The sequence below is a fragment of the Actinomyces faecalis genome (genome assembly GCF_013184985.2).
Classification (GTDB): domain Bacteria; phylum Actinomycetota; class Actinomycetes; order Actinomycetales; family Actinomycetaceae; genus Actinomyces; species Actinomyces faecalis.
The window spans coordinates 1,893,438-1,912,994 of sequence record NZ_CP063418.1 but is presented as its reverse complement, the minus strand read 5'-3'; the positions used below and the strand labels follow the sequence as shown (position 1 = coordinate 1,912,994).

At 69.6% G+C, this 19,557-nt stretch carries 13 protein-coding genes; 6 read left to right on the top strand and 7 right to left on the bottom strand.

The window, feature by feature from the left end; translation table 11 throughout:
- The first annotated feature begins 193 nt into the window (after positions 1-193).
- A complete protein-coding gene (locus HRL51_RS08245; RefSeq protein WP_172191225.1) occupies positions 194-3,703 on the top strand; it encodes a PD-(D/E)XK nuclease family protein in 3,510 nt (1,169 codons plus the stop codon).
- Positions 3,703-7,110, top strand: a complete 3,408-nt coding sequence (locus HRL51_RS08240; RefSeq protein ID WP_425321755.1) for an ATP-dependent helicase — start codon at positions 3,703-3,705, stop codon at positions 7,108-7,110. The genes HRL51_RS08245 and HRL51_RS08240 overlap by 1 nt, the downstream gene beginning before the upstream one ends.
- Here the strand turns inward: HRL51_RS08240 and HRL51_RS08235 are convergent.
- Both HRL51_RS08235 and HRL51_RS08230 read right to left on the bottom strand, forming a co-directional pair.
- Entirely contained in the window at positions 7,082-8,410 is a 1,329-nt protein-coding gene (locus tag HRL51_RS08235) for a phosphotransferase (protein ID WP_172191221.1), read from the bottom strand. The genes HRL51_RS08240 and HRL51_RS08235 overlap by 29 nt on opposite strands.
- Before the next feature lie 198 nt (positions 8,411-8,608).
- A complete protein-coding gene (locus HRL51_RS08230) occupies positions 8,609-8,950 on the bottom strand; it encodes a CBU_0592 family membrane protein (RefSeq protein ID WP_172120229.1) in 342 nt (113 codons plus the stop codon).
- 83 nt (positions 8,951-9,033) lie between these two features.
- Between HRL51_RS08230 and HRL51_RS08225 the strand changes: the two genes are divergently transcribed.
- Complete coding sequence (locus HRL51_RS08225; protein WP_172120228.1) at positions 9,034-9,945, top strand: LysR family transcriptional regulator; 912 nt, start codon at positions 9,034-9,036, stop codon at positions 9,943-9,945.
- 57 nt (positions 9,946-10,002) lie between these two features.
- Positions 10,003-11,127, top strand: a complete 1,125-nt coding sequence (prfB, locus tag HRL51_RS08220; RefSeq protein ID WP_172120227.1) for a peptide chain release factor 2 — start codon at positions 10,003-10,005, stop codon at positions 11,125-11,127.
- Positions 11,128-11,313: 186 nt separating this feature from the next.
- Here prfB and ettA read toward each other — a convergent pair whose 3' ends face one another.
- The 3 genes from ettA to ptsP all read right to left on the bottom strand — a co-directional run bounded on the left by ettA (position 11,314) and on the right by ptsP (position 15,837).
- Positions 11,314-12,996 carry an energy-dependent translational throttle protein EttA gene (gene ettA, locus HRL51_RS08215; RefSeq protein ID WP_172120226.1) on the bottom strand — a complete coding sequence of 561 codons (1,683 nt, stop codon included), beginning with the start codon at positions 12,994-12,996 and terminating at the stop codon, positions 11,314-11,316.
- Between the two features lie 106 nt (positions 12,997-13,102).
- Entirely contained in the window at positions 13,103-14,107 is a 1,005-nt protein-coding gene (locus tag HRL51_RS08210; protein ID WP_172120225.1) for an acyl-CoA thioesterase, read from the bottom strand.
- A gap of 32 nt (positions 14,108-14,139) precedes the next feature.
- Positions 14,140-15,837: a phosphoenolpyruvate--protein phosphotransferase gene (ptsP, locus tag HRL51_RS08205; RefSeq protein ID WP_172120224.1), complete on the bottom strand. Its 1,698-nt coding sequence runs from the start codon at positions 15,835-15,837 to the stop codon at positions 14,140-14,142.
- Positions 15,838-15,988: 151 nt separating this feature from the next.
- Here ptsP and HRL51_RS08200 point away from each other — a divergent pair, with 151 nt between their 5' ends.
- Entirely contained in the window at positions 15,989-16,219 is a 231-nt protein-coding gene (locus tag HRL51_RS08200; protein ID WP_172120223.1) for a PTS sugar transporter subunit IIB, read from the top strand.
- A 254-nt stretch (positions 16,220-16,473) separates the two neighbouring features.
- Positions 16,474-18,648, top strand: coding sequence for a 4-alpha-glucanotransferase (malQ, locus tag HRL51_RS08195; RefSeq protein ID WP_172120222.1), 2,175 nt, complete (start codon positions 16,474-16,476; stop codon positions 18,646-18,648).
- 112 nt (positions 18,649-18,760) lie between these two features.
- On the opposite strand, the gene HRL51_RS08190 is transcribed toward malQ, so the two are convergent.
- Together HRL51_RS08190 and HRL51_RS08185 are read right to left on the bottom strand one after the other, a co-directional pair.
- Positions 18,761-19,216, bottom strand: a complete 456-nt coding sequence (locus HRL51_RS08190) for a PTS sugar transporter subunit IIA (protein WP_172120221.1) — start codon at positions 19,214-19,216, stop codon at positions 18,761-18,763.
- Entirely contained in the window at positions 19,213-19,443 is a 231-nt protein-coding gene (locus HRL51_RS08185) for a PTS sugar transporter subunit IIB (RefSeq protein WP_172120220.1), read from the bottom strand. The genes HRL51_RS08190 and HRL51_RS08185 overlap by 4 nt, the downstream gene beginning before the upstream one ends.
- Positions 19,444-19,557: the final 114 nt, after the last annotated feature.

Sequence of the window (19,557 nt, the reverse complement as noted above, 5' to 3'; positions counted from 1 at the left end):
TAGGCGTGGAGCCGCCTGACGGTGTCGCCAGGGATCCTAAGGGAGAGGCGGAACCAGGACTGTGATCCCGGGACGTCGACGGGTGGTTTTCGCCTCACGCGGACGGGACGCGCGGAGCGTGGTCGGCAGGACTGAGGGAGGTGACGGGCCTGAGGACGGAATTGGTGTCGGTGGGTCGTGATGAGATGGCCCCATGTCCGAGGACCTCGCTACCGAGCCGATCCGGCTCCTGCCACCCCTGCCGCCGCAGCCCCTGCCGGAACCTGACGAGCAGACCAGTCAGGTCACCGAACAGGTCCGTAGCGGTGCCAATCTCGTGGTGCTAGGAGCCGCGGGCACCGGGAAGTCCACCCTGGCCCTCAGGCTCCTGGTCGAGGCCGTGGCGCAAGGCAGGGAGCCGTTGGTCCTCGCGCCCACCCGCGCTCGGGCAGAGGTCCTGCGCCAGCGCGCCGCCCAGCTGCTGGCGGGCCAGGGAGGTGGCGCCGTGCGCGTGCGTACCCCGGGGTCCTTTGCCTTCATGGTGCTGAGTACCTCGCTGACAGCTCGCCAGGACCCGCTGCCGGCTCCCGTCCTGCTGGTCGGTGCGGAGGAGGACGCCGCCCTGGCGCAGATGCTGCACCCTGACGACTGGCAGCCGCTGCCTGCGCAGGCGGTGTCCTCACGCGCATTCCGCTCCGAGCTGCGCAGCCTGCTCGCGCGTGCCGGGGAGCTGGGGATCGGTGCTCCTGAGCTCGCTGAGCTCGCCCAGGAGCTGGACGTGGAGATATGGAGGCAGGCGGTACCGCTGCTACGGGCCTGGGACGCTCAGGGACGTGCGAGCGCCTCGAGGCGATCCCAGACCCGCAAGATGGACTCGGCACGGATCCAGGACCGCGCCCGAGAGGCTCTGGAGCGCTGGGAGGAGGACGGCGTCCAGGTCCCGCCTCCTGTTCCTGACCTGGTCGTCGTGGACGACTACCAGGACTGCACCGCAGCCACTGCCCGGCTTCTTGCCTGCCTGGCGTCACCGGACGCCTCCGGGCGACGCAGCCAGGTCGTGGTCCTGGGCGATCCTGACTGCGCTGTCGAGACCTTCCGCGGCGGTACCCCGAGCCTGCTCGTGGAGGCGGAGGACCGCTCAGGCCTGGCAGCCGCACGGATGACGCTCACCACCCGCTACCGCGGTGATGAGGCACTGGCTCGTGTGTGGCAGGACCAGGCGGACCGGGTGCCGGTCGTCGGCGCTCCTGCCCACCGTCGTCCGCAGCAGGCAGGGGCCACCTCCCAGGGAGTGGGGCAGACGAGGACGTCGTCTCAGGCTGAGGCCGCCGTCAGTGGGGTGACGGCGCTCATAGCCTCCTCGGTCTCCCAGGAGACGGCACACGTAGCCCGCCTGCTGAGGGCGGAGCACGTCCTGCACGCCACCGGCTGGGAGCAGATGGCCGTGATCGTCCGTTCCAGCGGTGCCGCGCAGTCCGTGGCGCGTGAGCTGCGCCGACGCGGTGTGCCGCTGTCGGCATCCACGCCAGCGGTGCTGCTACGTGCCGAACCGGCAGCGGCTGCGCTCCTGGGCGTGGCTGAGGCGGCACTGGCCGGCCGGTTGGGGGACCGGAGCCAGCCCGCCCAGCGGGAGGCAGTCCTGGCGCTGCTGACCAGCCCGTTGATCGGCCTGAGCGCGTTGGACCTGCGTCGTGTGCGTCGGCGTCTGCGGGCAGCCTTCCCGCGACGCGACGCAGAGGAGTCTCTCCTGTCCCTCGTCACCAGCACTGAGGAGGCACGGGTACTGAGCCAGGAGCTCGCGCAGGAGGCCCTGGCTGGTCCGGCTCGGAGCATCGAGAGGGCTGCTCGTGTCGTCGAGGCGGCTCGTGCGGTCGTTGAGGGCGCGCAGACCGGCGCAGGGCAGGAGGACAAGGATCCTGCAGCCACGGACGAAGGCCTTGACCTGGAGGGCCTTGACCTGCCGAGGGTCGACGTGGAAGAGCTGTTGTGGGCGGCGTGGGAGGCCTCAGGCTGTGCCCAGCGGTGGCGTGAGGTGGCTCTGGGTTCCTCTGAAGGGGCGGGGGAAGCGGTGCTGGCCGAGGCTGCGGAGCACGATCTCGACGTCGTGACGGCACTGTTCAAGCGTGCTGAGGTATGGGCTGAACGCCATCCCGGCCAGGACGCGTCGGTGTTCCTTCGCGAGCTCGCCAGCGAGGTCGTCCCGTCGGACTCCGTGGCTCCTACAGGTGTCAGGCCCGAGGGCGTGAGCGTGCTGACACCGGCAGCCGCCGCGGGACGAGAGTGGGAGGTCGTGGCGGTCACGGGGCTGAACCGGGACCAGTGGCCGGATCTTCGGTTACGTGACTCCCTGACGCGTGCGGGTCTTCTGGTCGAGGCGGTGACGGACCGGCTTCCGCGTGACCCTGAGGGCCTGCGCGTGGCCCAGGCGGACACGGTGGCGGCTCGGGCACAGGTGCGTGGTGACGAGAGACGGATGCTCCTGGCGTCGCTGACGCGCGCGACGCGTCGTCTCCTCGTCACGTCCTGCCAGGACGAGGAGCACTCGCCCTCCTCCTTCTTCCTGGAAGTTGCTCGTAGCGCAGGGGCGCAGGTTGCGAACGCAGACGGGGAGGTCCTCACCAGCCCGGACGTAGGTGAGCTGACCCTGCGTGGACTGACCGGCGAGCTGCGGCACGCGGTGACGGCTGGCGGCCTGCCTCAGGCCACTGCTGAGCAGCGCCAGGCCGGGTGCGTGGCTGGCGAGATTCTTAACCAGCTGGCGCAGGCCGGTGTGGTGCAGGCGGACTCCCAGTGGTGGTCAGGTGCGCCGGTAACCTCGGTGGACCCGTTGGTCGCAACGGGTCAACGGGTGAGGGTCAGTCCTTCTGACGTCGACAACGTAGCGACCTGTCCCTTGCGCTGGTTCCTCCAGCGTCACGGCGGGGACAACGGAGCCTCCAGCCAGCAGGCCCTGGGAACGATCGTCCACGCAGTCGCTGAGCGGGCTCAGCGAGAGGGCTTGCGCGGGCAGGTGCTCCACGACCTCCTCACGGAGCAGATGCCACAGCTGGCCGAGCCGTTGACCTGGCTGGAACAGCTCCAGGCCCGCCGCGCCCATGACGTGATCGACCGTCTGGACGCCTATCTCGGTACGGTGCCGGGACCGGTTGCGGTAGAGAAGCGTGTTGACGTCGAGCTTGATCTTCCTCTGCCTACGGATCCGGGCGCGGGTGGGCCGCAGGAGGGTGCTGCTCGTGGCCAGTCCGAGATCGGCGTGCGTCTGGTGGGACGAGTCGACAGGATTGAGCTGGACGACGGTGAGGACTCGTCCCTGTGCGCTCCTGACGCGCCCGAGCTCCTGCCACCGGCGCACGGCACCCGTGTGCGCGTCATGGACCTCAAGACCGGGCGCAGGCCAGCGGGGGAGGCGGCACGCAACGCCCAGCTGGCCACCTACCGCATGGCGCTGGCCGCACTCGGGTACGAGGTGACGGGCGCCGGGCTGGTCGTCCTGGGTGAGGAAGCGGATCGCTACGGTGACACCCGCGTCTATCCCGCCGGAGCGGCGCTCGCGGCGTCTCCTGACCCTGAGAGCGGCGAGGACTGGGCCGCGGAGCTGGTGGCCTGCGCTGCTCGTGACGCCTCCGGCAGCCACTTTGAGGCGCGCGTCGGCGCTCACTGTCGTTTCTGCTCGGTCAAGAGCGCGTGCCCCGCGGTACCTGAGGGACGGAGGAACCTCGCATGATGACCCCTGAAGCTACCGGGCAGGCCCAGACCTTGCCGGCACTGACCCCGGTGTCACTCGCCCAGGCCCTGGGCATCGACGAACCCACTGCAGAGCAGGCTGAGGTCATTGCCCACCCCCTGTCGCCGTTGCTGGTGGTCGCAGGGGCAGGGAGCGGCAAGACCGCAACGATGAGCCAGCGAGTGGTCTACCTCGTCGCCAGCGGTCAGGTGGAGCCCCACGAGGTGCTTGGTCTGACCTTCACGCGTAAGGCAGCAGGCGAGCTGGCTCAGCGCATCAGCACGCGCCTAGGCTCCTTGGCGGGCTCGGGGATCGCCGGCCCCCAGGAGGACGGTGCGGAGCCGACGATCGCAACCTACAACTCCTTCGCAGGCACGATCGTGCGTGACCACGGACTGCGCATCGGTGTGGACCCGGACGCCACCCTGATCACGGAGGCACGGGCATGGCAGGTGGTCGCCGGTATCGTCGAGCGGCGCACGGAGCCTCTCCCGCTGGACTCTCCCGCACGGGTCACCGAGCTCGTGCTAGGGCTTGACTCCGCGTTGTGCGAGAACCTCCTGGAGGTGGAGCAGGCGCGTGAGCAGATGCACGACCTGGACCAGCTCTTCGAGTCGCTGGCTCAGGTACGTGGTCTCAAGACGGCGCTCAAGGGATTCGACACGGCGATGAAGACGCGTGTGGCGCTGCTGGACCTGGTCCAGGAGTACCGGGACACCAAGAGCTCTCAGGGGCTGCTGACCTTTGGCGACCAGATCGTCCTTGCCTACAAGGTACTGACGGCCCCGGGGTCGCAGGAGGTGGTGCAGGCCCTGTCCCAGCAGTACCGGGCGGTGCTGCTGGATGAGTTCCAGGACACGTCCACGGCACAGGTCCGGTTGCTGTCCCGTCTTTTCGCAGGAGGTGGGGTGACCGCCGTCGGAGACCCCAACCAGGCCATCTACGGTTGGCGAGGTGCCAGTGCTGCCGCTCTGGACGAGTTCCACCTCGCCTTCAACCCGGCGGGCTGCGCAGCCGTACAGGCAGGTGCGGACCGCAGGAAAGCCGCTCCGGTCCTGCCGCTGTCGACGGCATGGCGCAACGACCGCACCGTGCTGGAGGCTGCCAACGTGCTGTCGGGTCCTCTGCGCTCTCACACGCCGCAGCCTGGTGACGGACCTGGCCCGCAGATCCCGGTCGCCCAGCTCCGGCCCCGGCCTGCCGAGGCAGGCCTGGCTCCGGGCTCGGTCCTGGGGGCCTACCTTGCCGACCCGTTGGAGGAGGCAGAGGTCGTCGCAGACTTCCTGGAGCAACGATGGAACCCTCAGGCGCAGCTGGCGGTACTCAGTCGTACCCGGGACGCGCTCGCGCCGGTGGCGCAGGCCCTGCGGGACCGGTCGATTCCGTACGAGGTCGTAGGCATCGGCGGGATGCTCATGATTCCGGAGGTCGCGGACGTCCGAGCGCTGCTCACCGTGGCCGCAGACCCAGAACGTGGTGACTGGTTGGTGCGGCTGCTGACTGCCGGTGGCATCGGGGCGAGGGACCTGGCTGCCCTCTACCGTTACGCGCGTCGCCAGACCCGGTCGTCCCAGGGCGACGCCGTGCTCCCAGATGGCTCCGTGGACTCTGACTCTGCTCAGGACACGGACCAGCCCGTGCTCGCTGAGGCCCTGGAGGCGGTAGCACGCAGCGCGGACAGGCACCCACAGGGGGTGGAGGGAGTCACGGTGGCCGGGCTCAGTCCTGCTGGGACCCGTCTGGCTGATCGCCTGGCCAGACAGCTCAGACGGGTGCGCCGCGCGCTTCGCCTTCCTCTGGCCGAGCTGGTGACCCTGGCGGAGCAGACGCTCGACCTGGACATCGAGGTAGCGGCCAGGGTGGGGGACCGTCGTGGGCGCCGGGGCCTGGACGCCCTGCGTGAGGTCGCCGAGCAGTTCTCCAGGGACCTGGACTCCCCGACCCTGGCCAGCTTCCTGGAGTGGCTGGACGCGGCCGAGGCCCATGAGCGAGCACTGTCAGCACCTGAGGTCGAGCCGGAACCTGGGGCGGTCCAGCTCATGACTGTTCACGCCTCCAAAGGGCTGGAGTGGGACCATGTGGCTGTCATCGGCCTGAACGAGAAGGGCTTTCCTCTCTACTCGACACAGCCACGTGACGACCTCTCGGTGCGCTCCAAGTCCTGGATGGCGGCGGCAGACGAGTTTCCCCACCCGCTGCGCATGGACGCCGCGACCCTGCCGCCCTTCACCTTGGCGAGGCTGGAGCCACCTGAGGTGGACAAGACCGAGGTGAAGGAGATGATTGACGGGTACTGCCTGGCGCTGGGGCGCTACGCGGTGGCGGAGGAACGCCGACTGGCGTACGTGGCGCTGACACGTGCCCGTCACGACCTCCTTCTCACCGGCTCGCACGTGTCCAAGACCTCCACGACCCCTCGTCCCATGAGTCGCTTCCTCGCCGAGCTGCGCAGGCGCGAGCTGGTGACGCCCTACGGACCGGGATGGACCGAGCGTGATACGAGTCGAGGTAACGGGCTGCTCACTGCCACCTCACGGGTCGTGTGGCCGACGGCGCCGCAGGAGTCGGTGACCTCCTCGGCCAGGCCAGTCGCGTCGGGCCGTGCCGGGTCACCACCCGGCCCCGTGGCAGGTGCTGCCGTACCGGAGCCGGCTTCGGCGCCGCCGGCCGCACCGGGAGCTGCACCGGCCGAGTCCGTGGCGGCGCTTGTCGCGCGCTGGCAGCAGGAGGCACAGCTTCTTCTGGCCGAGCGGGACAGGAACGCCGTCAGTCCTCGTCAGCTGCGCTTGCCTGCGCACCTTGCAGCCACCCAGCTTGACACGCTGAGGCGGGACCCCCAGCAGCTGGCCGTGCACCTGCGCAGGCCTCTGCCACCGCGGCCAAGCCCGTCAGCGCGACTGGGCACGGTCTTCCACGACGCCGTGGCCCAGCGTCTGTCCCGCAGCTCGGCGTTGTTCTCCCTGGAGGAAGCAGGCGTCCCGGACACCGTCTCCCCCCAGGACCGCCAGAAGCTGGAGCGCTGGCTCATGACGGCCGAGAACCTGCCGCTGCTGGAGGGATACACCCTCTGCGACACGGAGGTTGAGCGGGAGCTGGTCGTCGCTGGAGTGACGCTGCGCTGTCGGATCGACGCCGTCTTCCACAAGGAGGGAGCACGCGATGACGAACCGGGTGCCTGGCTCATCGTGGACTGGAAGACAGGGCGGCACCACGTGCCCGTGGACCAGCTCAGTGTCTACGTGCACGTGTGGGCCGCCTCGCACGGTATCGACGCCAGCTCGGTGAGGGCCGCCTATGCCTATGTCGACTTCCCCGGGGGGCAGGTGGACGAGCTCAGCTCCCAGGAGCTGCTGACGATGGAGACGCTGACTCAGGCGCTCAGTCTTGAGCAGTCTCTCGGCCAGTGAGCGGCACCACCGCGGCCATGTCCGTGGTCGGGGTCTGGTCCGCGTTCACAGCCCTGTCTGCCTCGGGGGCAGGTGACGCCCCGACCCCAGGCAGAGCGTCCAGGTCCGGACTGTCCGGGCTCGTAGCCGAAGAGGGAGAGGAGACCATCGTGATCTCGCTGGTCGCCTCATCTGGTCCTGCGCTCGTGCGGGCGCCGGGTACCGAGGCCAGGACCGGCTCATGGGGCTCGACCAGTGGCTCGTCACCGACCTGGTCCAGCAGGTCGGCAAGCATGGAGACAGCGTCATCGATGATGTCCTGGCTCTGGCTGCGTACACCGTGCAGCAGCCACTTGGCCAGGCTCATCTCACTGACCAGCTCAGCCCGGTCGCGCAGGTGCTTGTCCACGCCCTCGGTACGTGCCAGGTCGTAGGCGGCCTCGATCGAGTCCAGACAGTCCACCGGGGCGGTGGAGTACACCCACGCCAGGTCCTCCGCCGGGTCGCCGACGTGGATCTGGGACAGCCCCTGGACCGCCACGACGGCGCCACCGGCTGTGAGCACGTTCTCCTCAGCCAGGTCTCCGTGGACCACGGTCGGGCGGAACCGCCACAGAGCGGTGTCGTCAAGGACCTGCTCCCACCGAGAGAGCAGCGGGGACGGGACCTTTCCGGTGGCGGCCACGTCGTCGAGGAGGGTGAGCCAGGTGGAGCGAACCTCCTCAGCGTCGTACACCGGAAGTCCCGCCTCGGAGACCACGGTGGTCTCCAGCTCGTGGATCTCGCCCAGGGCCTTGCCTAGTCCCGCCGACAGGCCAGGGCCCGGACGCAGGGAGTCGACGGCGATGGGCCTGCCCTCGATGTGGGAGCGGACCTGGACGTGCAGGCCCTCGCGACGTAACGAGCCGGCCGGCCGGGAGACGTCGAAGGAGACGGCGCCGGCGTCGTGGCTGCGTGCGACTCGTCGCAGTACCTCGGCCTCGGCGTCGAGGGAGGCGCCGGCTGCGTCTGACAGTGCCTGCACGACCTCCCAGTGGCGGCCACGTGAGTCGACGACGCCGACGGTGTGCAGGGAGGAGGTGGTCTTCTGAGGCAGCGCCAGGCGCGCGGGGTCCAGACCAGGTACCGCGACGGCGGCCATGGCGGCCAAGGTCAGGGCGGGTCTCGGGCTCATGACGCCGGTGGCGTCGGAGCCCTGCGGGGCGCTAGGAGCCGTTGCCTGAGGACGCCCGGCAGAGGCCTTCTCGTCCGAGGAGTCCTGGGGTGGCTCAGGTGCTGCCTCGCGAGACGGCTGGGTGGGGTCGTTAGGCGTGGTCGACATACCCCCACCGTAGGGGAGGAGCGCTGCGCGTCGTCGGTGACGCGCTGGCCGGAGGCAGCGGACCTGCGTGAGCGGGAGCGTCGCACGGCGCTGCTGGCTGTGACGGTGCTGCTCTGGCTGCTTGACACGTCAGCGGCGGGCTGGTGGGGAGGTGGGGCGGGAGGCTGAGGGTGACTGCGTGCGAGCGCCTCCCTGGGACTAGGCCTGGCGGAGGCTGAGGTCGCTGTGCTCGCGGCGGTGCAGGCGTGCGCGCAGGTCGTCGCTGTGCTGTCGAGCGAGCTGGGCGATGTAGGCACGCTTGACGGTCAGGAGGATGTTGATACCGACGAAGACGTAGAAGACGTTGGCGATGGCGCTGGGCCAGGCGCCGGTGTGTGCGCAGTTGATGAGCAGCAGCACCGAGGCGGAGAGGTTGAGGGCCTGGTACCTCAGGGAGTCGCCGGCGATGCGTCCCTTGGAGACCATGAAGTAGGCCAGGAGGAACTCGGCGGCACCGATCCAGCCGCCGACGGCGATCAGGGTGGGGATCACGTCAGTCACAGGATGATCCTGTCCTGCGAATGACTACAGTTCAATCTAAGGTATTTGTATCCGGCATGAAGTAGAACTGAAGCGAGGCTGCTGTGGACCTCTCTGCGCACCGACTGGCCCTCCTGCTGGCCGTCCATCGCTCCGGCGGCATCGTGGCAGCCGCGGAATCTCAACACTTGTCACCTTCGGCCGTCAGTCAGCAGATCAAGCTGCTGGAGAAGGAGGTCGGAACGCATGTGCTGGATCGCACACCTTCCGGCTCGGTCCTGACCGAGGCGGGACGCATCCTGGCGGAGACGGCGGAGCGTCTTGAGGACGAGCTCGCCTCGGCGCGCCGCGAGCTGGCGGAGCTGGACGAGTCCACGCCGACCGGTCGGGTGCGCATCGGTTCCTTCGCCACGGCGATCCGGGCCCTCCTTCTGCCTATGGCCGGCCAGGTCGTGGCCAGCCACCCCGGACTCCACCTCACGATCGAGGAGACCGAGGAGCGGGCGGGACTGGCGCGGCTGCGACGCGGTGAGCTCGACCTGGTCCTGCTTGAGCGTGATGTCCAGTCGCTGGCCAGCGCCCCCAGGGCGATGACGGACGTGCCGTTGCTGGACGAGTCCTGGCTCGTCGTCGTGCCTCCGGAGCAGCCCGCGCCCTCGACGCTGTCGGACCTGGTGCGGGCGACCTGGATCGACCTGGACCCCGCTACTGCCGGTGCTGAGGCGCTGGTGCGTCTGTCGCGTCAGCTGGGGACGCCGCTGAGCACCCATCACGTCGGGTACGACTACGACGTCGTCCTGGCGATGGTCAGCTTCGGGCTCGGTTACGCGCTCCTTCCTGAGCTGGCGGTCATGTCCGGCCAGGTTCCCGAGGGCGTGAGCGTGGTGCGTCTGCCTGGGCTGGGCACGCGTCAGCTCGTGGTGCGCCACCGCTCCACGAGAACCGATCCCAGCGCCGCTACCCGTGCGGTCCTTGACCTTCTGCTCGCCCAGGCCCAGGCGCTGGAACTGGGCTAGAACGGGTACGAGGGCCTGGGAGACGGCGTCGTACTGCTCTGCCGTAGACTCGGCTCCGTGGCCACAGACTTTCCTGCAGAGATCGAGCGACTCCGACACACTCACGCCTCTATCGAGGCGGTGACTGACCCGCAGGCGCTGCGCGCACGCATTGCCGAGCTCTCCGAGCAGGCGGCGGCACCGGACCTGTGGGACGACCCTGACGCCGCCCAGGTGGTGACCTCCAACCTGTCCCACGCCCAGGCGGACCTCAAGCGCGTGGAGGACCTTGGCTCGCGTATCGACGACCTTGAGGCCATGGTCGAGATGGCTGGGGAGGAGGAGGGCGATGACGCCGCCGAGCTGCTGGCCGAGGCGGAGTCGGACCTGGACGCGATCTCCAAGGACCTGTCTGAGCTGGAGATCCGCACGCTGCTGAGCGGCGAGTACGACCAGCGCGACGCCGTCGTCACCATCCGCTCGGGTGCGGGTGGTGTGGACGCCGCGGACTTCGCGGAGATGCTGCTACGCATGTACCTGCGCTGGGCCGAGCGTCACGACTACGCCACCAAGGTCCTGGACACCTCCTACGCCGAGGAGGCAGGCCTGAAGTCGGTGACCTTCGAGGTCCACGCCCCCTACGCCTACGGCACGCTCAGCGTGGAGGGCGGGACCCACCGCCTGGTACGCATCAGCCCCTTCGACAACCAGGGACGGCGCCAGACCTCCTTCGCTGCGGTCGAGGTGATCCCGCTCATCGAGTCCACGGACCACATCGAGGTCCCAGAGACTGACATCCGTATCGACGTCTTCCGTTCCTCCGGACCCGGAGGCCAGTCCGTCAATACTACCGACTCGGCCGTGCGCATCACCCACCTGCCCACAGGCCTGGTGGTCTCGATGCAGGACGAGAAGTCCCAGATCCAGAACCGCGCCGCCGCCATGCGCGTGCTGCAGTCGCGCCTGCTGCTGCTCAAGCAGCAGGAGGAGGACGCCAAGAAGAAGGAGCTGGCCGGGGACGTCAAGGCCTCGTGGGGGGACCAGATGCGCTCCTACGTGCTCAACCCCTACCAGATGGTCAAGGACCTGCGGACCAGCTATGAGGTCGGCAACCCGGACTCGGTCTTTGACGGCGACATCGACGGCTTCATCGACGCCGGCATCCGCTGGCGCAAGCAGCAGGAGCAGGCTGAGGAGGACTGAGCCCTCCCGCCCGGTCGGTCACGACCGGCCGGGCGTCGCTCTCGCGCCTCAACCGTCGCTTTCCACGCGGGCAGCACCTAGGGCGACTGTTCACGAGCGAGAGCGACGCAGAGTCCTACGACGACGGCGCCGCTCACCTTCCAGCAAAGGTGGGCGGCGCCGTCGTCATGACTGTCCGGGGAGGCCTCAGTCCCTCGTCAGCTTCCGGTAGGTGACCCGGTGCGGGCGAGCGGCGTCAGCGCCCAGGCGCGACACCTTGTTCTCCTCGTAGGAGGCGAAGTTGCCCTCGAACCAGTACCAGGAGGCCGGGTTCTCCTCAGTACCCTCCCAGGCCAGGATGTGGGTCGCCACGCGGTCGAGGAACCAGCGGTCGTGGGTGATGACGACGGCACAGCCAGGGAACTCCAGCAGAGCGTTCTCCAGGCTGGAGAGCGTCTCGACGTCCAGGTCGTTGGTCGGCTCGTCCAGGAGGATGAGGTTGCCGCCCTGCTTGAGGGTCAGTGCCAGGTTGAGGCGGTTGCGCTCACCGCCGGAGAGCACGCCGGCAGGCTTCTGCTGGTCGGCGCCCTTGAAGCCGAAGGAGGCCACGTAGGCGCGTGAGGGCATCTCCACGTTGCCGACCTGGATGTAGTCCAGACCGTCGGAGACGACCTCCCACAGAGTCTTCCTGGGGTCGATTCCGGCGCGGTTCTGGTCGACGTAGGAGAGCTTGACCGTCTGCCCGATCTTCAGCTCACCCTCGTCCAGCGGCTCCAGGCCCACGATGGTCTTGAACAGGGTCGTCTTACCCACGCCGTTAGGACCGACGATGCCCACGATACCGTTACGCGGCAGCGTGAAGGACAGGTCGTCGATGAGCGTGCGCCCGTCGAAGCCCTTGGAGATGTGCTTGGCCTCCAGCACCATGTTGCCCAGGCGCGGGCCCGGCGGGATCTGGATCTCCTCGAAGTCGAGCTTGCGGGTGCGCTCGGCCTCGGCCGCCATCTCCTCGTAGCGGGCCAGACGTGCCTTGGACTTGGCCTGACGTCCCTTGGCGGACGAACGTACCCACTCCAGCTCCTCCTTGAGGCGCTTGGCGAGCTTGGCGTCCTTCTTGCCCTGGACCTCCAGGCGCTTCTCCTTGGTCTCCAGGTAGGTGGAGTAGTTGCCCTCGTAGGGGTAGAGGTGACCGCGGTCGACCTCGGCGATCCACTCGGCCACGTGGTCGAGGAAGTAGCGGTCGTGGGTGACGGCGATGACGGCGCCCTTGTAGGTGGACAGGTGCTGCTCCAGCCACAGCACGCTCTCGGCGTCCAGGTGGTTGGTGGGCTCGTCCAGCAGCAGCAGGTCCGGGGCCTCCAGCAGCAGCTTGCACAGGGCCACGCGGCGGCGCTCACCACCGGACAGGTGCTTGACCTCGGCGTCCGGCGGCGGGCAGCGCAGGGCGTCCATGGCCTGCTCGAGCTGGGAGTCCAGGTCCCAGGCGTTCGCGGCGTCGATCTCGGTCTGGAGCCTGCCCATCTCCTCCATGAGGGCGTCGAAGTCTGCGTCGGGATCGGCCATCTGGGCGGAGATCTCGTTGAAGCGGTCGAGCTTGCCCTTGATCTCGGCCACGCCCTCCTCGACGTTGCCCAGCACGGTCTTGTCCTCGTTGAGCGGTGGCTCCTGGAGGAGGATGCCCACCGTGTAGCCCGGGGTCAGTCGGGCCTCACCGTTGGACGGCTGGTCCAGGCCGGCCATGATCTTGAGGATCGAGGACTTACCGGCACCGTTGGGGCCGACCATGCCGATCTTGGCGCCGGGGAAGAAGGACATGGAGACGTCGTCGAGGATGACCTTGTCTCCGTGGGCCTTGCGGGCCCGGATCATCTGGTAGATGTACTCAGCCACGGGGGAGGTACGCCTTTCGTGTCGTTGCGGGGTCGAGGCAGCGGCGTGCCTCGCGCGCGTTCCGACGGCGCAGCGCAGGCTGCGTCCTCGGGTGCGGTTCCGCTGCCTAGCCTACGTGAGGGTCTGCGCCAGCGCCGTCGTCCAGGCGGATCGCCCAGCGGCCGTGACCGGCCTGGTCCGTGGCCTCGGGGCCAGGGGTGCGGATCATGCCCTCCTGGGCGATGGTGGAGACCAGCTGCCCCGTGGAGCTGAAGACCTCGGCCCGGGCCATGGCCCGCCCACCCTGGGAGGTGGGAGAGTCCTGGACGAAGAGCAGCCAGTCGTTGACGTCGACGTCGCGGTGGAACCACTGGGCGTGGTCGAGGGTCGCCAGGCTCATCTGCGGGGTCTGCCAGCACAGGCCCTGGCTGCGCAGCGCCGGCTCCAGCATGATCTGGTCGCACATGTAGGCCAGCAGAGCGCGGTGGACGGTCTGTGAGGCGCTGGAGGGAACCGTGCCGCGGGCGCGGGCCCACAGGTGCTGGCGCCCCGAGCGCTCGGCGGCCGGGCGCAGGTAGAGGTTGTCCTCCACGTGGCGCAGGTCGAAGGCTGCGGTGCGCCCCAGGAACTTGGCGACCGGGTGGTTGATGGTCCGGAAGATCTCCAGGGCGCTACGCAGCTCCTCGGGGCCTGGGACCTCGGGGGCCTCCAGCTGGACCGCGGTGCCGGGCTGGGTCTCCTGGAAGGAGGTGATCATGGACAGGATGGCCTTGCCCTGCTGGAGGGCGGTAGTGCGGCGCTGAGTGAAGGAGCGACCGTCGCGCAGGCGCTCGACCTCGAAGCGGATGGGCTCGTCCGGCTGGCCCCCGCGCATGAAGGAGGCGTGGACCGAGTGCGGCAGGCGCGGGCCGTCCTCGTCAGGGACCACGGTCGCCGCAGCGGCCAGCAGCCCCTGCGCCACGACCTGGCCTCCGTACACCCTCCCCGACAGCTGGGGCAGCGAGCCCGCGGTAAAGGCGTCAGCCCTCTCCTGGTCCTCGCTGGCGGCGGGGACGGGGCTGAGCGCCAGCACGCGCGTGACTGACCCCAGCGGCTCCTCGGCGGCTGGCGGTACCGGGTAGGGGGAGGTCACGGGGCAGGTTCCAGGCTGTGGGCGCGAGTGAGTCACAGACCCAGCTCCTCCAGGACGGGCAGCTCAGCGCGTACCGCCTCGCGCGCCTGCTCGGCAGTGGCTGAGCCGACGGCGAGGGACGCGACGCGCTGGCACTCAGCCAGGGTGACGGACTTCAGGACGGCGTCGACGTCCGGCAGCGCGCGTGCCGTCATGGACAGGCTGGCAACGCCCAGGCCCACGAGCACGACGGCGAGGGCCGGGTCGGCTGCCGCCTCGCCGCACACGCCTACGGGGCGGCCGTGGGGCTCGGCTCCCTGGCAGGCGGTGGCGATCAGCCGCAGGACCGCGGGCTGCCAGGCCGTGGACAGGTCCGCCAGGGAGGACAGGAGGCGGTCGGCTGCCATGACGTACTGGGTGAGGTCGTTCGTGCCCACCGAGGCGAAGTCAGCGTGCTCGAACATCTTGTCCGCCATGAGGGCGGCCGAGGGGACCTCGATCATCATGCCTGCGGTCCTCAGGCCGTAGGACCGTGCCTTGTCCGTGAAGGCCCTGGCCTCCTGGGCGGTCGAGATCATCGGTGCCATGACCCAGACCTTGGCCTCGGTCAGGGCCTCAGCCTTGGCCAGGGCCTCCAGCTGGTGGTCGAGCACCTCGGGGTCGCGGCGGGTCGTGCGGTAGGCGCGTACGCCCAGCGCCGGGTTGGCCTCCGTGGCGTCGGTGAGGAAGGGCAGGGGCTTGTCCGCTCCCGCGTCCAGGGTGCGTACCACGACCTTCTTGCCCGGGAAGGCCTCCAGCACCCCGCGGTAGGCCTCCACCTGGGCGTCGACGGTGGGTTCCTCAGGCTGGTCCAGGAAGCAGAACTCGGTGCGGAACAGCCCGATCCCCATGGCTCCGGCCTCGGCTGCGGCACGGGCTCCGGCGGCGTCGCCGACGTTGGCCAGGAGCTGGACCTCGTGACCGTCCTTGGTGGCGCCGTCGCCCTTGAACTCGCGTACGCGGCTCGCCAGCTCCCGGGCACGGTCGAGCTCGTCCTGGCTGGGGGAGATCGTGATGGTGCCCTTGGTGCCGTCCACCAGGACCGTGGCTCCCTCCGTCAGGGCGTCAGTCACCTGGGTGCCGGTCCCCACGATCGCGGGGATACCCAGCGCGCGGGCGAGAATGGCGGTGTGGGAGGTCGGGCCTCCCTCGGAGGTGATGAAGGCGACGACCTTCTCGGGGTCCAGCAGCGCTGTGTCCGCCGGGGCCAGGTCCTCGGCGACCAGGACGAAGGGCTCGGGCAGGCGTGGGACACCGGGCACGGGGGAGCCGGTCAGGACCGCGACGATACGGTCCCGTACGTCGGCGACGTCCCGCGTGCGCTCGGCCATGTAGCCGCCCAGGGACTCCAGCATGTCTGAGAGCGTCCCCGCGGCCTCCCACACGGCGCGCTCGGGTACCAGCTGGCGCTCACGGATGAGCGCCTGGGCGGTTGAGGTCAGGGTGGGGTCGGCCGCCATCTGCGCCGTCATCTCCAGCAAGGTGCGTGCCTCACCCTTGGCCTCGGCCGCGGAGGCCTCCAGACCGGCCTTGACGGTCTGGGCAGCCTCGGCGACGCGCTCGCACTCGTGCTCGGTCTGGCGGCCGGGGTCCAGGGTCTCGATAGCAGGCTCCTGGATGCCGGGAGCCATCCGGGCGACGGGCCCGGCCGCCAGCCCAGGGCTCACGCCGATCCCGGTCAGAGCGGTCGGTGTTGCGTGAGGCGTTGGCATAGGGATCGCTCCTCAGCGGTGCCGGAGAGGTGGTCACCTTCATTGTGCCCTCCTGCGAGGGCCGAGTGCGCCATTCCGCCATCGGGTGAATAGTGGAGGGCGGATCTGAGATAAGGTGAGAACGGACACGACGCAGTGAAAGGGGAACGGTATGAGTAACGCGAGGCAGATCGTCGAGGGGCTGGGCGGACGCGAGAACATCACGGACCTGGAGCCGTGCATCACGCGCCTGCGCGTGGAGGTCGTGGACCAGGACAAGGTCGATGAGGAGGCCCTGCGGGCGACCGGCGCCTTCGGTGTGGTGCGCTCGGGCCGGGTGGTTCAGGTCGTCGTCGGCCCGACCGCGGACGACCTGGCCGCTGAGATCGCCACGCTCGACTGAGGGCTGCCCTGGCCGTCAGGGTGCCTCCCACGCGGTACGGCTGGAGAGGTGTCCTGGGATCCGTATTTCCTGAGCGCCGCGCCACCATTGAGGTTGGCGCGGCGCTACAGTGTGTGAAACGCTTGCAGCAAGGTGCAAGGAAGCCTTCCCGACGGTGCACCGGGGCACCGATCAACCGGCTCTCGGGCACCCAGGCTCCCTCGCCCTCCTGGTCCACCTGCGCCGTCGGCGCCTGAGCACAAGGCAGTTCCGTCATGACCGACACTTCCCCCGCTCCTGCCCCCGCCACCGAGCGGCTCCGGCAGCTCGCCGAGGCTCACGGGGTGACGACCCAGCACTGGGACTTCCGCGGCAACCCCGCCGCTCCCTCCAGCCAGACCCTGGTCGCCGTGCTGGCGGCCCTGGGGGTGGCCGCCTCGACCGAGGAGGAGGTCGAGGCCGCTCTCCGTGAGGCCGAGCTCGCTCCCTGGCGCCAGGTCCTGCCAGCCACGGTCGTGGCCCGTGCGGGCGCTGACAGGCCCGTCGCCGTCCACCTGCCCGACGGCGCACCGCTCCGGGTGGAGGTGCGCCTGTCTGACGGGCAGGTGCGCGACCTCAGCCAGGCTGAGGACTGGACGCCGGCCCGCGAGGTCGACGGCGTCATGACCGGGCAGGCTACCGTCATCGTTCCCGCGGACCTGCCGCTGGGCTGGCACGAGATCGTGGTGCACGTCGGCGACAGCTGGGCCGGACCTGCCAGGACCGTGACCGCGGCGCTCGCTGTCACTCCCGATCGCCTGGAGCTGCCCGCTGCGCTGGGCAGCCGTGGCTGGGGCGCCATGGCACAGCTGTACTCCACGCGCTCACGGGGCTCATGGGGAGTCGGCGACCTGGACGACCTGACGGAGATCCTGAGCTTCCTCGGGGACGAGGGGGCGGACTTCCTCCTCGTCAACCCCCTGCACGCGGCTGAGCCGACTGTGCCGATGACGCCGTCGCCCTACCTTCCGGTCACCCGCCGCTTCGTCAACCCGATCTACATCCGCCCGGAGAACATCCTGGAGGTCTCCAGGCTCTCCGGGCCGCGACGCTCCCTGGTCCAGTGGGCTGCTGAGGAGGTGCAGCCCACGAACCTCTCAACGGCGCCGATCGACCGGGACGCCGCCTGGAAGGCCAAGGTCGAGGCTCTGGAGGTCATCTTCGCGGCCGGGCGCTCACGTGCGCGCCAGCGTGACTTCGAGCGGTTCCGCGCCGAGCAGGGCCAGGGGCTGGAGCGCTTCGCCCTGTGGAGCGCGCTGACGGAGAAGTACGGTCCGATGGCACAGTGGCCGGAGCGGCTGCGCGAGGCCGACTCCGCCTTCGTAGCCAACGAGGCACGTACGCTGACCGAGCGCATCGACTTCTTCGCCTGGCTGCAGTGGGTGCTTGACGAGCAGCTGTGCCGGGCACAGGCAGAGGCCAAGGCCTCGGGCATGGCGCTGGGGATCATGGAGGACCTGGCCGTCGGAGTCCACCCGCGAGGGGCGGACGTGTGGACGACTCCTCAGGCCTTTGCGCCAGGCATGGCCGTGGGCGCCCCGCCGGACATGTACAACCAGCTGGGACAGAACTGGTCCCAGCCGCCGTGGAGCCCGGTGTACCTGGCTGAGCACGCCTACCAGCCGCTGCGGGACATGGCGCGCACGGTGCTGCGCCACGCGGGCGCGCTGCGGGTGGACCACATCATCGGGCTGTTCCGCCTGTGGTGGATCCCCGAGGGCATGGGCGCGGACCAGGGCGCCTACGTGCGATACGACCACGAGGCGATGGTCGGCATCGTCATGCTCGAGGCCTACCTGGCCGGCGCGGTCATCATTGGTGAGGACCTGGGCACGGTCGAGCCGTGGGTGCGTGACTACCTGGCCAGCCGCGGCATCCTGGGCACGGCGGTGCTGTGGTTCGAGAAGCAGGACGACGGCTGGCCCAAGCAGCCTGAGGCCTACCGGCACCTGTCCCTGGCGACCGTCACCACCCATGACCTGCCTCCGACCGCCGGCTACCTGGCGGACGAGCACGTGGCCCTGCGCCAGAGCCTGGGACTGCTCACCGAGCCCGTGGAGCAGGTCCGTGCTGAGGCTCGTCTGGAGCGCGAACGCATGCTGGCGCGCCTGCGTGAGCACGACCTGCTCGGCCAGGAGCCGTCGGAGCGGGAGGTCGTGGAGGCCCTGCACCGCTACGTCGCGCGCACGCCCGCCGCCCTCATGGCAGTGGCGCTGGTCGACGGCGTAGGTGACCGTCGCGCCCAGAACCAGCCAGGGACGGACCAGGAGTACCCCAACTGGAAGCAGCCGCTGGTCGACGGCGCAGGCGACATCGTGCTCGTCGACGACCTTCCGGGTAACGCGCGTCTGGCCAGCCTGCTGGCCTGCGTGCGCCAGAGCGTGGGGCAGGAGCGGCCTGGCAGTCACTGAGCGGCTACAGGCCGGCAGCGGAGCGCGGGACCGGCGGCTGACGGTGGTCGACGACGGCGCAACCCGCTGTCCGCCGTCGTCGACCACCCCGCGGGGTAGGGGACCGTGAGGCTCAGGACCAGTCGAGAACCGTCTGTCCCGCGGCCAGCTCCGTCCCCGCCTCAGCCAGGGCGAGGGCGGCCTCGTCGGCCTCCAGCGCGATGACCGGGACGATGGGGTTGAGCCCACCGGCCTCGACCTCGCCCGGGTTCCACGTGACGATCGGGTCCCCGGCACGCACCGTGTCCCCCTCTTCCACGTGCACGACGAACCCGGCTCCGGCCAGGCCGACGGTGTCCAGGCCCAGGTGGGTCAGAACACCGCGACCGTCAGCGCCTACCACGATGAAGGCGTGCGGGTGGACTTTCGCCACCGTGCCGTCGATCGGCGCAACCGCGGTGACGTCGCCGACGCGGCAGGGGTCAATGGCTACCCCCGGCCCCACGAACTTGCCGGCGAAGACCGGGTCGGGGACCTGCTCCACCGCGACGACGGTGCCGGCCAGCGGCGCCCGCACGGCCAGGCTCATCGCAGGTCCTCGATGTCCTCGGCGATGGTGTCAGCGTTGGGGCCGACGACGACCTGCACGATGTCTCCCATCATGACCACGCCGTGGGCGCCGGCCTGCTTGAGCAGGGGCTCGTCGACCAACGAGCCGTCCTCCAGCTCGCAGCGCAGGCGGGTGATACATGGCTCGATCTCGACGATGTTGTCGAATCCTCCAAGAGCGTCAACGATCTTCTGGGCCTGGGACATGGGGTCCTCCTGAGATTGGTGCCGTCACGGGTAGATGCGGTGGGGCGCGCGTGCGGTCCGGGCATCATCGCCCGGTACCGGACGAGTGGTCCATACCAGTTGCCCATGGTACCG

Coding starts and splice junctions, on each gene's coding strand:
- HRL51_RS08245 (WP_172191225.1), top strand. CDS start 194: ATGTCCGAGGACCTCGCTACCGAGCCGATCCGGCTCCTGCCACCCCTG.
- HRL51_RS08240 (WP_425321755.1), top strand. CDS start 3,703: ATGACCCCTGAAGCTACCGGGCAGGCCCAGACCTTGCCGGCACTGACC.
- HRL51_RS08235 (WP_172191221.1), bottom strand. CDS start 8,410: ATGTCGACCACGCCTAACGACCCCACCCAGCCGTCTCGCGAGGCAGCA.
- ptsP (WP_172120224.1), bottom strand. CDS start 15,837: ATGCCAACGCCTCACGCAACACCGACCGCTCTGACCGGGATCGGCGTG.
- HRL51_RS08200 (WP_172120223.1), top strand. CDS start 15,989: ATGAGTAACGCGAGGCAGATCGTCGAGGGGCTGGGCGGACGCGAGAAC.
- malQ (WP_172120222.1), top strand. CDS start 16,474: ATGACCGACACTTCCCCCGCTCCTGCCCCCGCCACCGAGCGGCTCCGG.
- HRL51_RS08190 (WP_172120221.1), bottom strand. CDS start 19,216: ATGAGCCTGGCCGTGCGGGCGCCGCTGGCCGGCACCGTCGTCGCGGTG.
- HRL51_RS08185 (WP_172120220.1), bottom strand. CDS start 19,443: ATGTCCCAGGCCCAGAAGATCGTTGACGCTCTTGGAGGATTCGACAAC.